We start from the raw sequence: 15,334 nt of genomic DNA, 5'->3' as shown, positions 1-15,334 counted from the left end.
GCGCGGCCATGGCCGCGCGTTCATCGAGCAATGTCTGTCGAACTCAGGCCGAAAGCTTGGCCGCAATCCTGGCGACATGCGCACCCTGGTAGCGCGCCCCTTCCAACTCCACCGCCGACGGCTGGCGAGAGCCGTCACCGTCCGTGATGGTGCTGGCGCCATAAGGCGAGCCGCCCTTGATCTCATCGACGCCCATTTGGCCCGTAAAGGAATAGGGAAGCCCTACGACGGCCATGCCCTGATGGAGGAACGTCGGGATGAAGGTGAGAACGGTGGTTTCCTGCCCGCCGTGCTGTGTGGCGGACGAGGTGAACACCGAGCCGACCTTGCCGACAAGCTTTCCTTCTGCCCACAGACCGCCGGTCTGGTCCCAGAAATTGCGCATCTGAGAGGCTACGACACCGAAGCGCGTGCCGGCGCCGACGATGATCGCATCGTATTCCGTAAGCTCGGCAACGGTTGCGATGGGCGCCTCCTGGTCGAGTTTGTAGTGCGAGGCCTTCGCGACGTTTTCCGGCACCAGTTCAGGCACCCGCCTGATCGCCACCTCCGCACCGGTCGAGCGCGCTCCCTCGGCGACGGCCTTCGCCATCTGTTCGATGTGCCCGTAGGCCGAATAGTAAAGAACCAGAACCTTTGCCATGCAACTATCTCCATGTCGTTTAGGCTAACCGTCCGGAGACGTTAGCCGCTTCCGATACGTAGGGCAGCCCTCCCTGTTGTCGACGCAGTGTTCGAGAATTGAAGACGATTGTGGACGAGCCGGTCAAATCTGGGAGACAATGCTCGTGAGTCAAAAAATCCTTCTGCCGATGCCGATTTCGGCATAGGAATCATACCCGCCCTCACCAACCTCGGGAACAGCCATGTCGAACTCACCGATCGTCACAGCCGCCATGCTCGCCATTGGCGATGAACTTCTGTCGGGGCGTACCAAGGACAAGAACATCGGTCATCTGGCGGACGTTCTGACGCTTGCGGGCATCGACCTCAAGGAAGTCCGGATCGTCGCGGACGAAGAAGAGGCTATCGTGGAGGCCCTGAACGCCCTGCGGCAGCGGCACGACTACGTTTTCACCTCCGGCGGCATCGGCCCGACACACGACGATATTACGGCTGACGCTGTCTCCAAGGCCTTCGGCCTGCCCTGCATCCACGATCCGGAGGCCATGCGTCTCCTCGGGGACATGTATGCGCGCCGCGAGATGGAATTCACCGAGGCTCGCCAGCGCATGGCACGCATGCCCGAGGGTGCGCGACACATTCCCAACCCGGTCTCCACGGCTCCCGGATTCATCGTCGAGAACGTCCACGTCATGGCGGGTGTGCCCCAGGTGTTCCAGGCCATGCTGGACAACGTGCTGCCCCAGTTGCGCACCGGTTCTAAGATGTTGTCGCGGGCTTTGCCCTGCCCCTTCGGCGAGGGCGACATCGGCTCTCCGCTCGCAGCGATCCAGAAGGCGCATCCGGCGACAAGCATCGGTTCCTACCCGAAATATGACGGAGCCCGGTTTTCCACGGAGATCGTGGTGCGCGCACGCGACGACCACGATCTCGACGCTGCGGCAGAGGCCGTTCAGGAAATGATCCTGGCGCTCCAGGAGAGAAGGCAACCGACAAACTTTTCAGCCGACGCCTGACAGCATTGTTGTTGCCAAGGTTGACCAACATCAAGGAGCGCCACAGGTTAATTAGGGAGACTGGTTTCAACCAAGGGGGATATCATGACGTACAAGACTATTCTCGCCGTTCTCGATACACCTGCGCATGCGCTCCAGATCACCGACTACGCCTTGGCGATGGCCGCAAAATTTGATGGTCATGTGCTGGGCGTGCATGCCGAAACGCTGGCAGCAATCCCCTTGATAGCGCCTATGGAGATACCGGATCCTGCCGCCATCGAGGCACTGCAGGCAGCGGCTCGTCGCGAAACTGCGGATGTCGAAAAGATATTCAAGGAACGCGTCGCCCGTGAGGGCCGCTCCGCCGAATGGCGCAGCTTCATGTCTTCTGCCGGCTATAGTTCGGCGGCGGTCATGGAGACCGTCCGGGCGGCTGATATCATTATCGCAAGCCAGGGCGATCCGAGCCACGACACCCGCTCGGAGCTGGAAAACCTGCTCTTCGACAGCGGCCGCCCAGTCCTTCTGGTGCCCTATCTCCTCAAAGGCCCGCAGGACATCCGACGCGTCATGATTGCCTGGAACGGATCGCGCGAGGCGGCGCGGGCGACATTCGACGCCCTTCCGTTCCTCAAGGCGGCAGACAGTGTCGAGATCTTCTGCGTCAACGCGCCGGAACGCCCGAACCAGGAACGGGACATGGCCGGGGTCGAACTGGCCGCCGTGCTGGCGCGCCATGACGTCAAGGTGACCCTCACGTCGCAGGAGGCTCGCGAGCGTTCCGCAGCCGCCGCCATTGTGCAACACCTCGCCGACAACAACGTGGACCTGCTTGTCATGGGCGCCTACGGGACATCGCGCTGGTGGGAGATGCTGTTCGGTGGCGTGACCCGCAGCGTTCTGGAGAAGATGACTGCGCTTTCGCTGATGTCACGTTGATCAACCGGCTGGCATACTTGCCTTCCGCCTGAAAGACCGGCTAATAGCGAGGGCACTTCATGTGCTCTCGCTAATGGCTATTCAATGTCCCTTCCAGAAAAAGCTTTTCCCGTCTCCTGGGATCAATTCCACCGTGATGCCCGGGCGCTCGCCTGGCGGCTTGCCGGTCTCAACCAGGAATTTCGCGCAATCGTCTGTATTACCCGCGGCGGATTGGTACCGGCCGCCATCATCTCGCGGGAACTGAACATCCGCCTGATCGAAACGGTCTGCATCGCGTCCTACCACGACTACGTCAACCAGGGCGAAATGAACCTCCTCAAGGGCATTGCGCCTGAGCTTGCCGAAAACGGCGGCGAAGGCGTTCTCGTCGTCGACGACCTGACGGACACTGGCAAGACGGCATCGGAAGTGCGCGAGATGCTGCCGAAGGCCCATTTCGCCTGTGTCTACGCCAAGCCGTCCGGTGTTCCGATGATCGATACGTTCATCACCGAGGTCAGCCAGGACACCTGGATCTACTTCCCCTGGGACATGGGCTTCACCTATCAGGAGCCAATCGCCAAGGGCCAGAAGGCCTGACACCAGGCCAGCCCTGGGACGCGATCCATCAAGTTTCGCGTATCCGGCCGCCCACGGACGAACGGTCACCCCGTGTCAACACCAAGCCCGTCGCAATCTCCAGCGGCGGGCTTTTCCACATCTGGCGGGTGGTGTTACCGATATGCCTCAATACGGTGGGACAACGCCTGAAACGCTGGGTTAGCACAGAGGCATTCGCCATTTTGGCGCCACAATCACAAGGCGCAAGGCTCGCGCAAGTTTCAACGCAATCTCGCAAATACCTGAGATTCCTCTGCTATTTTATTCCCCGTTTTCCACAGGCTCCGACACAATATCTTGTGGTTAAAAAAGTATGGCGATCTACGCCTTGACGAATCTACCACATGGGAGGAGATTGACCGTCATGTTGCGGCGGCAACGGAGCCGGAGATAACGAGGCCGGCTCGTTTAGCGAATTTGTATGAATAATCACGAGTGGCAGACCGCCCATGAAGGGCGGCAGCGACAGGTTTTTTGTGCGCGTTTCTGGCCTGCCAAAACATGTGATTGGACTGGTGAAAAGAACCTGCTAATACTATATTTAGTATTGCAGCCCACGCTCATCACAATATACAGGTCGGTATCCCAGTGATTCACCTGGATGATGATTTCCCCGGCTGCCCATGATGGCGAGCAGCTGGACCATATTTTGCGCCCTTAAAAGGGCCGACAGACGAGGGACAAAGGCAAATGCGCATCGAACGTCGTTTCACCAAGCCTGGCCAGAGCGCCTACGCGGAAATCGAGTTTCGCAAGGCAGTGAGCGAGATCCGCAATCCGGACGGTTCCATCGTCTTCCGGCTTGCGGATATCGACGTTCCGACGCAGTTCTCCCAGGTGGCGACCGACGTTCTGGCGCAGAAGTATTTCCGCAAGGCCGGCGTTCCGAAATTTCTGAAGAAGGTTGAGGAAAACGACGTTCCTTCCTTCCTGTGGCGCTCGGTAGCTGACACGGAAGCGATGAAGGCCCTGCCGAAGGAAGAGCAGTACGGCTCTGAAACCGATGCGCGTCAGGTTTTCACGCGTCTTGCCGGCACTTGGGCCTATTGGGGCTGGAAGGGCGGCTACTTCACGTCCGAAGAGGATGCCTCCGCATTCATGGACGAGCTTGCCTACATGCTCGCCACCCAGCGCGTCGCACCGAACAGCCCGCAGTGGTTCAACACCGGCCTGCACTGGGCCTATGGCATCGACGGCCCCGGCCAGGGACACTTCTACGTCGACCCGTTCACCGGCAAGCTGACGAAGTCCAAGTCGGCCTACGAGCATCCCCAGCCGCATGCCTGCTTCATCCAGTCGGTTGGCGACGACCTCGTTAACGAGGGCGGCATCATGGACCTGTGGGTTCGTGAAGCGCGCCTCTTCAAGTACGGCTCCGGCACCGGCTCCAACTTCAGCCACCTGCGCGGCGAAGGCGAAAGACTGTCCGGCGGCGGAAAATCCTCCGGCCTGATGTCGTTCCTCAAGATTGGCGATCGTGCCGCCGGCGCGATCAAGTCGGGTGGCACGACGCGCCGCGCCGCCAAGATGGTCGTCGTCGATATCGACCATCCGGATATCGAGGAATACATCAACTGGAAGGTCAAGGAAGAGCAGAAGGTAGCGGCCCTCGTCACCGGCTCGAAGATCGTTTCGCGCCACCTCAAGGCCATCATGAAGGCCTGCGTCAATTGCGAGGCTGACAACGACGCCTGCTACGACCCGAACCAGAACCCGGCGCTGAAGCGCGAGATCAAGGCTGCCAAGAAGGACCAGGTTCCGGAAAACTACGTCAAGCGCGTCATCCAGTTTGCTCGCCAGGGCTACAAGGACCTCGAGTTCAAGACCTATGACACGGACTGGGATTCGGAAGCATACCTGACGGTATCCGGCCAGAACTCCAACAACTCCGTCTCGCTCAAGGACGACTTCCTCAAGGCTGTCGAGAACGACGGCGAATGGAACCTCACCGCCCGCAAGGACGGCCGCGTTATGAAGACGCTGAAGGCCCGCGACCTGTGGGAACAGATCTCCTATGCCGCCTGGGCATCGGCCGATCCGGGCATCCATTTCAACACGACGATGAACGACTGGCACACCTCGCCGGCCGGTGGTCCGATCCGCGGCTCCAACCCGTGCTCGGAATACATGTTCCTCGACGACACTGCCTGCAACCTCGCCTCGCTGAACCTCCTGCAGTTCAAGGACCAGGCGACGAAGAACATCGCCATTGACGACTACGAACATGCCGTGCGCCTGTGGACCGTCGTGCTCGAAGTCTCGGTGATGATGGCGCAGTTCCCGTCCAAGGAAATCGCCGAACTCTCCTACCAGTACCGCACGCTCGGCCTCGGCTACGCCAACATCGGCGGTTTCCTGATGTCGTCCGGCATTCCGTACGATAGCAAGGAAGGCCGTGCGATCGCAGGTTCGTTGACCGCGATCATGACCGGCATTTCCTATGCGACGTCCGCCGAAATGGCCGGCGAGCTTGGTCCGTTCCCGAATTTTGCGCCGAACCGTGAAAGCATGCTGCGCGTCATCCGCAACCATCGCCGCGCCGCCTACGGTGAAGCGACCGGTTACGAGCAGCTGTCGGTCAACCCGGTTCCGCTCTTCCATTCGGAAAACCCGGATCTGGATCTCGTTGCCCACGCAAAGGCCGCTTGGGACAAGGCGCTGGAGCTCGGCGAAAAGCACGGCTACCGCAACGCCCAGACGACCGTGATCGCGCCGACCGGCACGATCGGCCTCGTGATGGATTGCGACACGACCGGCATCGAACCCGACTTCGCACTCGTCAAGTTCAAGAAGCTCGCCGGCGGCGGCTACTTCAAGATCATCAACGGCGCGGTTCCTGAAGCTCTGCGCACGCTCGGCTACACGGAAAGCCAGATCGCCGAAATCGAGGCTTACGCAGTCGGTCACGGCAACATCAACCAGGCACCCGGCATCAACCCCGGCTCGCTGAAGGCCAAGGGCTTCACCGACGAGAAGATCGCTGCAATCAACGGCGCCACCAAGGCTGCCTTTGACATCAAGTTCGTCTTCAACCAGTGGACGCTTGGCGCCGACTTCCTGAAGAACGTGCTGAAGGTCACCGACGAGCAGCTGTCCGACATGAGCTTCAACCTTCTGGAGCATGTCGGCTTCGCCAAGAAGGACATCGAAGCTGCCAACGTGCATGTCTGCGGTGCGATGACGCTGGAAGGCGCGCCGTTCCTGAAAGACGAGCATCTCGCCGTCTTCGATTGCGCCAACCCCTGCGGCAAGATCGGCAAGCGCTATCTCTCGGTCGAAAGCCACATTCGCATGATGGCGGCCGCCCAGCCGTTCATCTCCGGTGCGATTTCCAAGACGATCAACATGCCGAACGAGGCGACCGTCGAGGACTGCGGCGCAGCCTACATGCTGTCCTGGAAGCTTGCTCTCAAGGCCAACGCGCTTTACCGCGACGGCTCGAAGCTCAGCCAACCACTCAATGCCTCGCTCATCGACGAGGACGACTCGGAAGACGCTATCGAGGAACTGCTGCAGGCGCCGGCCGCCGCGCAGGCCGTTCAGATCACCGAGAAAATCATCGAGCGTGTGATCGAACGCGTTACCCGCGAGCGTGAAAAGCTGCCGAACCGCCGCCAGGGTTACACCCAGAAGGCCAATGTCGGCGGACACAAGGTCTATCTGCGCACCGGCGAATTCGGCGATGGCCGCATCGGCGAAATCTTCATCGACATGCACAAGGAAGGCGCCGCCTTCCGTGCGATGATGAACAACTTCGCCATCGCCATCTCGCTCGGCCTGCAATACGGCGTGCCGCTGGAAGAATATGTGGAGGCCTTCACCTTCACCAAGTTCGAGCCGGCCGGCATCGTCACCGGAAACGACGCGATCAAGAACGCCACGTCGATCCTCGACTACGTGTTCCGCGAACTCGCCGTCTCCTATCTGGGCCGCCACGATCTCGCCCATGTCGATACGTCGGACTTTTCCAACACGGCGCTCGGCAAGGGCATCCAGGAAGGCAAGACCAACCTGCTCTCCACCGGCTGGACCCGCGGCTACAAGCCGACCCTCATCCAGGGTGGCCAGGGCGGTTCCGACCGCTCCGCAAACGAGCCGAAGGGTTCGGCTACCGCCGCCCCTGCCCGCGCATCCGCCAATGTCACTTCGATTGGGGGCACCTCGTTTGCCGGCTCTGCCGCCCGCAAGCTGGAGCCGACGGTCGCCATCTCGACCTCCGAAATCGTCTCCTTCAAGCGGGACTACGAGGAGCGCGCCAAGGAGCTGACGGAAGAGATCGCCGAGGACATCTCGGACGACCTCGCCAGCGAAGGCCAGCAGGCGGCAACCGCCCTCTTCTCCGACAAGGCCGCCGCCGACGCCGCAGCCGCCAAGACGGAAGCCAAGAAGGTGGAGAACGAACGCCGCATGCGCTCGATCGCACAAGGCTACACGGGCAACATGTGCTCCGAGTGCCAGAACTTCACGATGGTGCGCAACGGCACCTGCGAGAAGTGCGATACATGCGGCGCCACGAGCGGTTGCAGCTGATTTGAGGAGCCGAGTGCACCTGTGAGGGGAAACCATAGGTTGGTCACCCAAAGCATAGTGCTTGCTCAAAATACCCAACAATTTGCCTCTCAGCTTCGGCTGGGAGGCATTTCACTTAAAAGAGGGTCGGTGTTTCCTTCAGGTGGCGGAGATTGATCCCCCCAGCCCACTGGCTGGCCGAGGGGTGACAGATGCGTTGCTGCGGGACCAAGTGCAGCTCCAATATCAGAGAGCTGCGCCGCGCGGCCGATAGATGCTCTAGTGTCCGCTCTGATAGGTGACTTTACTGGAGTTCAGGGCAGCAACCAGCGGCATGATCTGCAGAGCGGCGGCAATACCTACCAGAATGTAGACAGTGCGGGACAACATCGATCCCGAACCAAAAATTGCAGCAACCAGGTCGAAGCTGAAGAGACCCACCAAGCCCCAGTTCAGACCCCCGATTATGACGAGGACCAGTGTAACGACGTTAAGCGTCTTCATAACTTTCTCCTATGAATAGGCATGGGGAGCCCGCGCCTGCTTGGCGCGGGCCCCTGTCGACCGCCTCAACCTTCCGGGGGCATAATAACCTGATCAATCACGTGGATGACGCCGTTGCTGGCGGCCACGTCGGTAGCGGTGACGTTGGCTTCATTGACTTTGACAGCCCCGCCATCGACCTGGACATCAATCATCTTGCCGTTGACAGTCTTTGCCTCGTCGAGAGCCACCACGTCCGTTGCCATCACCTTTCCAGGGACAACGTGGTAGGTGAGGATATCGACCAATTGCTGCTTGTTCTCGGGCTTCAACAAATTATCGACCGTACCAGCAGGAAGCTTGGCGAAGGCTGCGTCCGTCGGAGCAAATACCGTGAACGGCCCATCGCCCTTCAGCGTGGATACGAGGTCTGCTGCCTCGAGCGCTGCGGCCAGTGTGGCGAAGTTACCGGCTCCAACCGCCGTGTCGACGATGTCCTTGTCGGCTGCGTGCGCCGGAAGAGCGGAAGCTATGCCGATCAGGGCGGCAGCGACGATGTGGTTCATCTTCATTTCCAAGAACTCCTTGTTTTGAACTATCCCTCATGCGAGCGGATGCGTTTTCATATGGAGCGAATGTTTTTTCATTCCAATCAAGTTTTCGTCATGCGAAACAGGTTTATCTTGACACGACAATTATGTTCTGTTCCTTTTCCTAACGTGAAAAGGATGTTTGGATGTGACTTCGGAAACCCTGACGACGGAGCTCGAGAGGTACAGAATTGGACCTCGCATCAAGGCTCTGAGGCTGAAAAAGAAGCTGGGCCTTGTTCAGCTTAGCCAACACACGGGGCTCTCCCCGGCCATGCTGTCGAAGATCGAGCGGGGGCAACTTTTCCCAACGCTTCCGACCTTGCTCAGGATAGCGCTGGTCTTCGGCGTCGATCTCGATCACTTCTTCAACAAAGGTGGGCCGCGTATTGCGGTAACGCGAAAGAGCGAGCGGGTGCGGCTGCCGATACCCGCAGGCACGGCGCCCCCTTCCTACGTTTTCGAAAGCCTCGACTACCCCTTGCCGGAACGCAAGATGGAGGGATTTCTGGCGGATTTCCTTGAGGGCGCATCGTCCTCGGAGCCGCACCAGCATGGTGTGGAAGAGATTGTCTACGTACTTGCCGGAACGTTGTGCGTGACCGTCGACGGGGAGGTCACGACCCTACAGGAAGGCGACGCCATTTCATTCGACTCAAGCGCGTTGCACAGCTACGAGCGAGAGGGCGAAGGGCCCTGCAAGGCAATCGTGGTGACTGTTGGCTAAGCCAAGAGCCAAACGTTCGATGAACTGCTCGGCAAAGCCGGGATTTCTTGACCGATTTTTGCGACGGCCTGAGAGCTTTAAATACCAGGCACGTTATCCAGATGGGCTGCAGGCGGCATTGGCCCGCTCGGACGCCGCCATCAGGCGAACGAACACAATGGCATATGGCGGTTACCGATAAGTCGATGCCAAGGACAAAGTGGATCCCCGCCCCTCAACTGTCCCAGAAGCCGAGCCACGGCTCCGGTGCTCGAACGTCGAGGCGTGCCACGGCACGGTGGCGTATCACCCAACCGGAATAATCCGCGTTGCAGGTGTCGTCAGGCCTTCGTAGAGGGCTTTGTGGCGAGAGCTGCGAGAGCCGCTGCCCGATCACTCGCCTCTTTGGTAATGCGAGCTTCGCGCAGGCGCAGGGTCTTTTCCTCGCGTGCCAGCAGGGCATAGTCCATTTCCTCGACGGCCTTGCCCTTGGCGAAGAACTGCGACTGCAGGTTGCCAAATGCCACTTCGGCCTTCTGACGGGATTTGCTGTGTGTCATGGGTGCTCCAGTTAAGGTGTGAGACGTGGAACGAAAAAAGGCCGGACGCATGGTCCGGCCTTTCAATAAACTTGCTTCCAGCAGTGCCAGTACATCCGTGGTCAAGGCGAAAGCAGTTTCGATTTAGGCAGCCTGAAGATTGCAGGCCGACATCTTGCCGGACTTCGCGTCGCGCTCGAGATCGTAGCTGAGCTTCTGACCTTCGACGATTTCGCGCATTCCGGCGCGTTCGACGGCAGAAATGTGGACGAACGCGTCTGCGCCGCCGTTGTCAGGCTCGATGAAGCCGAAACCCTTGGTGGAATTAAACCATTTAACTGTGCCTGTGGTCATGATGAACCCTTTCAAAGCATAAGTGAGGAACCGCAGGGCCGAGACCCCGCAGACGGTGATAGCGATGTTTTTGAAAGGAAAGTTCGTTCAGGCGCGGTGCTAATCGCGCGGCAACCAAAGTTCAGCAAGCAAAAGATCGATAAACCGTAAATAGTGATACCTCTCACTAAAGTCAACCTTTAGTTTCGATTCCACTAAATAGCCCCCGCGCCGCACACCTCTTTCATGAGGAAAGAACAGGGATTGACGACTAAAAACACACACCCTGCGCTTCGCTGCGTGCGGTCGGTCTCCTGCATGACACGAGGCCCATGATCGACTGCTGCGGGCCGAAACAGGAAAGATCGAGGCGACCATGGTCCGGCATCACCACAATGGCGACCTCCCCGCGGAACAACTTCCCCGGCCCGCCATTGTCTCGCCATGAAAGCGCTCACCCGAATATCCCTGCCCCTGGCAACTCTCCTCTGGTGCGCAAGCGCCAGCGCCGAAACCATCTCACCGCAGGCGATCAACGATGCGCCGCTCGACGCCATATCCGCGGAGCCCTCTCCCGAGGCTGCACCTCATCCGCAACCCGCTATCGTCCACCTCCAGGTTCTGCTTGATCGCGCGGGTTCGTCGCCGGGCGTGATCGACGGCTATGACGGCGACAACGTCCGTAAGGCGGTTGCCGGCTTTGAGGCCATGCATGACCTGCCCTCCGACGGAAAGCTTGATCCGGAGGTCATCCGCCGGTTGCAAGGTGACCAGCCGATCATGCGCACCGTGGAGATCCGCCAGGAGGATGTCGACGATCTCGTCGAGGATATTCCGGAGGATTTCAAGGAAATGTCCGAGCTCAAGCATCTCGGCTATTCCAGTATCCCGGAAATGCTGTCCGAGCGCTTCCATATGGACATCGATCTTGTGCGCGCACTCAATCCCGATGCCAAATTCGAAGCGGGTGAGACGGTATCGGTTGTCGAGCCCAGTGCCCGGATCAAGGGAAAGGTGAAGCGCATCGAGGCCGACAAGCAGAGGGGGCAGGTCCGCGCGTATGCGGAAAACGGTAAGCTGATCGCCGTCTATCCGGCAACGATCGGCAGCGAGGAAACGCCCTCCCCATCCGGGAGCCACAAGATCAAGGGTGTCGCACGTATGCCTACCTATACCTACGATCCCGAGCTCAACTTCCAGCAGGGCGACAACACCGAGAAACTGATCCTGCCCAAGGGCCCGAACAATCCGGTCGGAACGGTCTGGATCGACCTCACCGAGCCTACCTACGGCATCCACGGAACACCCGAGCCCTCCCTCATCGACAAGGTCGGCTCGCACGGATGCATCAGGCTGGCCAATTGGGACGCGGAGGAACTCTCCGAAATGGTCAAACCCGGAGTGATGGTCGAGTTCATCGAGTGATGCGGGTTCGAAAGGTCAGCTGCGCCGCCAGACCTTGAAAGGAGTTGCGACGCCGCTGCCTGACACCTTTCACGAAAAGCTCACCCGCTCATGCGATATTACGTGCGGGCTCCATCTCGCGAATGGATTTCCTGATTTGCTGACGAAATTCCGGGGTGTCACTGTGCCCATGCACCGATACGGCATGCTGTACGGCGGCATTGACGAGTTCGTCCGTGCTGTCGGCCGATATGGCTATGGTGCATTTCGCTTCGCTCGGGACCTCCCGGCAGTCGATGAACTTGCGTGCCATGTTTGCCTCCTCACAAGGCTCTGGCATGAAGCGCCAGAGGGCAAGCATTCTACTCCCTTGCCTCAGGGCCTACAAACAGGAAGGGTACCTCTGGTCGTTGCGGCCGCGCTGCCGGTCCCGACGAAGATACACGCGAAAGCAGGAATTCCCCCTACTGGAGGATGTATCCGGTTTGTAGAACTCACGTTCCAATATGCATAGCATCCGCCTGCAATCATAGGAGGACGGCAATGGCGAGTTGCAGGGCGACAATTGGCGACACCTGGGAAATCTACCAAAGCGGCGGATGGCGGTGGCGGCGGACGGCATTGAACGGGAGGATTGTCGGACAGTCGTCCGAATCCTACGAAAACAAAAGCGATTGCATCTCCAACGCACGCCGCAACGGCATGACCTGCAATCCCACGTAGGATATTCCCGGCCTTCCCTGATGGCAGAAAATAACCGTTGGGATGGGCTCCGGGCTGCGAGGATCTGCCCCACCAAGGGAGGCAGATCCGTTTCGGGAGACTAGAAGTTGTAGTTCACGCCAGCCTTGATTGTGTGGTCGCTGACATTCGTCTCGGAGGTCGAGACACCGTCGAAGCTGCGGACATCACCGGTGCGGGTGTAGTTGTACTCGACACGGCCGGAGACGTTCTGATTGAACTTCTGCTCGATGCCGGCGCCCAGCAGCCAGCCCGGCTTCCAACCGTCGGGACCTTCAGCAGTGCTGGTGTCACGCAGGCTGGTCATCGCCACGCCGGCGGTACCGTAGATGAGCGTGTCACCGATCGGTGCGCCGGCCTTGGCCTTGGCAGCCAAGCGGTAGCGCTCCTTGAGGTCGCCGCCAGGAACGTCAACTTCGACGTCGCCCATGTGGGAAAGCTCAAGCTCTCCACCGACGACAAAGCCGTTCATTTCGGCGTTGTAACCGCCCTGAACGCCGCCCATGAATTCCTTGTTGCCGGAAAATGGATTAACGCGCTCGGAGGCGGAGCCGGCATGGAGACCGACGTAAGCGCCGGTCCAACCGCCGGAAGGAGCAGCGGACGGCTCCTCGTAGACAGGCGAATCCGAATAGGTCAGGTCGGCAGCGAGGACAGGCGAAGCGGCGAATGCAGCGAGGATCGCCAGCGCGAAGGGCTTCTTGTTCATGGTCATGCTTTACTCCGTACAGCGCCCGCATGTTGAAGATGAAGGCAATTACTCAGGTTACACACCGCACAGCGGCCTTGGCTGCCCTTGAACAAAAAGGGCCTTACCGCCGGCAAGTACCTACTGATTTTCATGAATTCATAAACGCTCTCTTAACCGCGACCCTTCGTTTGCTGGTTCGCCGATCAAGAAGTGTAACATTGTCGCGAGAGCAGGCAGCGACGCCCGTATTTCACGGAGTGATCCACCGTAAAATCAACAACTTGGAAGAAGGCGCCATTATCCGGTCGAGGGTTCTGTTTCGTGCGGTGTCAGTCTGCGCCACTCCTCCCAGGCGGAGCGAGGGACTGGCGCGCATCGCAAGTCACCTTCTCCCCGTCGCAACGGGGAGAAGGGTGCCCGGCAGGGCAAGTGTGGGAAAGCAGGCGCCCTTGCAAGAAACGAGGGCAACCAAGTCGCGCGGGCTTGCTCGCTACTGCAGGAAGCGTGGTACCGGCGCCACGGCCTCGGTCGCTGCGCCGTTGACCTGCGGCGCGGCTGCTGCAACACCCAGGCCTCCGTCGAGCCCGGTCGCAACCACAGAGACGCGGAACTTGCCGTCGAGACTGCGGTCGAAGATCGCACCGACGACAATGTCGGCATCGTCCATCACCTCGTCACGGATACGGCTTGCTGCTTCGTCCACTTCGAAGAGCGTCATATCGGAGCCTCCGGAGATCGAGATCAGAACGCCCTTGGCGCCCTTCATCGAGATCTCGTCGAGCAGCGGGTTGGCGATCGCCGCCTCCGCCGCGACAAGAGCACGGCCATCGCCGGAAGCTTCGCCGGTGCCCATCATCGCCCGTCCCATTCCCTTCATCACCGACTTCACATCGGCGAAATCGAGATTGATCAGACCTTCCTTGACGATCAGGTCGGTGATGCAGCCAACGCCGGAGAACAATACCCGGTCTGCGGTCATGAAGGCGTCCGCGAAGGTGGTCTTGGCGTCGGCGATACGGAAGAGATTCTGGTTCGGGATGACGATGACCGTATCGGCGGCACGGCGCAGTTCCTCGATGCCGGCATCAGCCGTCTTCATCCGGCGGTTGCCTTCGAAGGTGAACGGCTTGGTCACGACACCGACTGTCAGGATGCCGGCACTGCGAGCCGCCTGTGCGATGACGGGCGCCGCTCCCGTGCCTGTGCCTCCGCCCATGCCGGCGGTGACGAAGCACATGTGGCAGCCCGAGAGATGATCCATGATCTCGTCGATCGACTCTTCCGCCGCAGCCCGGCCGATTTCCGGCATCGAACCGGCACCGAGGCCTTCGGTGACGGCGGTGCCGAGCTGGATGCGACGCGAGGCCTTTGAGGTTGCCAGAACCTGCGCATCGGTGTTGGCGGCAATGAATTCGACGCCCTCGAGGTTCTCGTCGATCATGTTGTTGATGGCGTTGCCGCCGCCCCCACCGACGCCGATCACAGTGATCTTTGGCCGCATTTCCCTGATCAGGTGTTTCTTGTCTTCCGACATGGAGAGGTCCTTTGCGCCACTATCCGGTCGGCTGCACCATCCGCGGCGCGCCGAATCGATTGTGAGATTAGGCCGTCAACAAGGCAGAGGATGGGCGAAAGAACAAGATACGGCCGTATTCCCCAGCCCCTTCTTGCTGAGAAACAGATTCAACTTCCTAATTTTCTAATTTAGAAAACAAGCCTATCCGATTGATGCAGATTCGCTTTGACGCCTTCCGGACAAGAGAAAGCCCTGCCGTGGATGACAGGGCTTAAACTGGAGGTCATTTTATGTTTCTCGGCAGCGGCAGGGGAAGAACGCTGCCTTTTGTTATCTCTGAGCGCTAAGCGCCATTTTCTCCGCTTCGCGGCGGCGCCAGTAGCGAAGCCGCATGCGGGGAGCGATACGCCATGCGATGAAGGGCGTGATCACAAAGGACAGGACGATCCACGCCGGCAACAAGTACTTCGCATTGTCGTTCAGGGCGGGGATCGACAGGATGGCAATGGTGCCAAACCCGAAAACCACGACATTCACCATCATCGAGATGATTGCCTTCAGGTAGGTATCCGTACGGATGTCTTCCATTTTTGCAGTCCGCTCGTCGTTTCGTCGATAAGGAAACCCGCGAACGGCCATCTGGTTCCACCATTCTTTA

The 15,334-nt window shown here is 59.5% G+C and carries 16 protein-coding genes; 7 read left to right on the top strand and 9 right to left on the bottom strand.

All coding sequences use genetic code 11. The features are described from left to right. Positions 1 to 43: 43 nt before the first annotated feature. Complete coding sequence (gene wrbA, locus LH464_RS21765) at positions 44 to 643, bottom strand: NAD(P)H:quinone oxidoreductase type IV (protein WP_226788515.1); 600 nt, start codon at positions 641 to 643, stop codon at positions 44 to 46. Positions 644 to 866: 223 nt separating this feature from the next. Between wrbA and LH464_RS21760 the strand changes: the two genes are divergently transcribed. The 4 genes from LH464_RS21760 (at position 867) to LH464_RS21745 (ending at position 7,694) form a co-directional block, all read left to right on the top strand. Beyond that, complete coding sequence (locus tag LH464_RS21760; protein WP_226788514.1) at positions 867 to 1,640, top strand: competence/damage-inducible protein A; 774 nt, start codon at positions 867 to 869, stop codon at positions 1,638 to 1,640. Between the two features lie 84 nt (positions 1,641 to 1,724). After that, positions 1,725 to 2,561 (top strand): universal stress protein, encoded by an 837-nt coding sequence (locus tag LH464_RS21755; RefSeq protein WP_226788513.1) that lies wholly within the window; start codon positions 1,725 to 1,727, stop codon positions 2,559 to 2,561. 84 nt (positions 2,562 to 2,645) lie between these two features. After that, positions 2,646 to 3,143, top strand: a complete 498-nt coding sequence (gpt, locus tag LH464_RS21750) for a xanthine phosphoribosyltransferase (RefSeq protein ID WP_226788512.1) — start codon at positions 2,646 to 2,648, stop codon at positions 3,141 to 3,143. Positions 3,144 to 3,854: 711 nt separating this feature from the next. Beyond that, positions 3,855 to 7,694, top strand: coding sequence for a vitamin B12-dependent ribonucleotide reductase (locus LH464_RS21745; protein ID WP_226788511.1), 3,840 nt, complete (start codon positions 3,855 to 3,857; stop codon positions 7,692 to 7,694). 258 nt (positions 7,695 to 7,952) lie between these two features. Here LH464_RS21745 and LH464_RS21740 read toward each other — a convergent pair whose 3' ends face one another. Together LH464_RS21740 and LH464_RS21735 are read right to left on the bottom strand one after the other, a co-directional pair. Beyond that, positions 7,953 to 8,177: a DUF378 domain-containing protein gene (locus LH464_RS21740; protein ID WP_226787218.1), complete on the bottom strand. Its 225-nt coding sequence runs from the start codon at positions 8,175 to 8,177 to the stop codon at positions 7,953 to 7,955. Positions 8,178 to 8,242: 65 nt separating this feature from the next. Beyond that, positions 8,243 to 8,722, bottom strand: coding sequence for a fasciclin domain-containing protein (locus LH464_RS21735; RefSeq protein WP_390625034.1), 480 nt, complete (start codon positions 8,720 to 8,722; stop codon positions 8,243 to 8,245). Positions 8,723 to 8,894: 172 nt separating this feature from the next. On the opposite strand from LH464_RS21735, the gene LH464_RS21730 reads away from it, so the two are divergent. After that, positions 8,895 to 9,473: a helix-turn-helix domain-containing protein gene (locus LH464_RS21730; protein WP_226788509.1), complete on the top strand. Its 579-nt coding sequence runs from the start codon at positions 8,895 to 8,897 to the stop codon at positions 9,471 to 9,473. 320 nt (positions 9,474 to 9,793) lie between these two features. On the opposite strand, the gene LH464_RS21725 is transcribed toward LH464_RS21730, so the two are convergent. Both LH464_RS21725 and LH464_RS21720 read right to left on the bottom strand, forming a co-directional pair. Next, positions 9,794 to 10,012 (bottom strand): hypothetical protein, encoded by a 219-nt coding sequence (locus tag LH464_RS21725; RefSeq protein WP_226788508.1) that lies wholly within the window; start codon positions 10,010 to 10,012, stop codon positions 9,794 to 9,796. Between the two features lie 123 nt (positions 10,013 to 10,135). Continuing rightward, a complete protein-coding gene (locus LH464_RS21720; protein ID WP_226788507.1) occupies positions 10,136 to 10,345 on the bottom strand; it encodes a cold-shock protein in 210 nt (69 codons plus the stop codon). 423 nt (positions 10,346 to 10,768) lie between these two features. Between LH464_RS21720 and LH464_RS21715 the strand changes: the two genes are divergently transcribed. Then, the gene (locus tag LH464_RS21715; RefSeq protein WP_226788506.1) at positions 10,769 to 11,749 is read left to right on the top strand and encodes a L,D-transpeptidase family protein; all 981 of its coding nucleotides are present in this window, start codon (positions 10,769 to 10,771) and stop codon (positions 11,747 to 11,749) included. Positions 11,750 to 11,837: 88 nt separating this feature from the next. Here LH464_RS21715 and LH464_RS21710 read toward each other — a convergent pair whose 3' ends face one another. Continuing rightward, the gene (locus LH464_RS21710) at positions 11,838 to 12,041 is read right to left on the bottom strand and encodes a DUF1059 domain-containing protein (RefSeq protein WP_226788505.1); all 204 of its coding nucleotides are present in this window, start codon (positions 12,039 to 12,041) and stop codon (positions 11,838 to 11,840) included. A gap of 161 nt (positions 12,042 to 12,202) precedes the next feature. On the opposite strand from LH464_RS21710, the gene LH464_RS21705 reads away from it, so the two are divergent. Next, complete coding sequence (locus tag LH464_RS21705) at positions 12,203 to 12,451, top strand: YegP family protein (RefSeq protein ID WP_315859717.1); 249 nt, start codon at positions 12,203 to 12,205, stop codon at positions 12,449 to 12,451. A 100-nt stretch (positions 12,452 to 12,551) separates the two neighbouring features. Here LH464_RS21705 and LH464_RS21700 read toward each other — a convergent pair whose 3' ends face one another. The 3 genes from LH464_RS21700 to LH464_RS21690 all read right to left on the bottom strand — a co-directional run bounded on the left by LH464_RS21700 (position 12,552) and on the right by LH464_RS21690 (position 15,264). After that, a complete protein-coding gene (locus LH464_RS21700; RefSeq protein WP_226788503.1) occupies positions 12,552 to 13,184 on the bottom strand; it encodes an outer membrane protein in 633 nt (210 codons plus the stop codon). Positions 13,185 to 13,650: 466 nt separating this feature from the next. After that, on the bottom strand, positions 13,651 to 14,694 hold the full coding sequence (gene ftsZ / locus LH464_RS21695) for a cell division protein FtsZ (RefSeq protein WP_226788502.1): 1,044 nt from the start codon (positions 14,692 to 14,694) through the stop codon (positions 13,651 to 13,653). 312 nt (positions 14,695 to 15,006) lie between these two features. Next, positions 15,007 to 15,264, bottom strand: coding sequence for a hypothetical protein (locus LH464_RS21690; RefSeq protein ID WP_226788501.1), 258 nt, complete (start codon positions 15,262 to 15,264; stop codon positions 15,007 to 15,009). Positions 15,265 to 15,334: the final 70 nt, after the last annotated feature.

It is taken from the genome of Pseudorhizobium xiangyangii, from assembly GCF_020531965.1.
In the GTDB taxonomy this organism is placed as follows: Bacteria; Pseudomonadota; Alphaproteobacteria; order Rhizobiales; family Rhizobiaceae; genus Neorhizobium; species Neorhizobium xiangyangii.
This window is presented reverse-complemented; position numbering and strand designations above follow the sequence as displayed.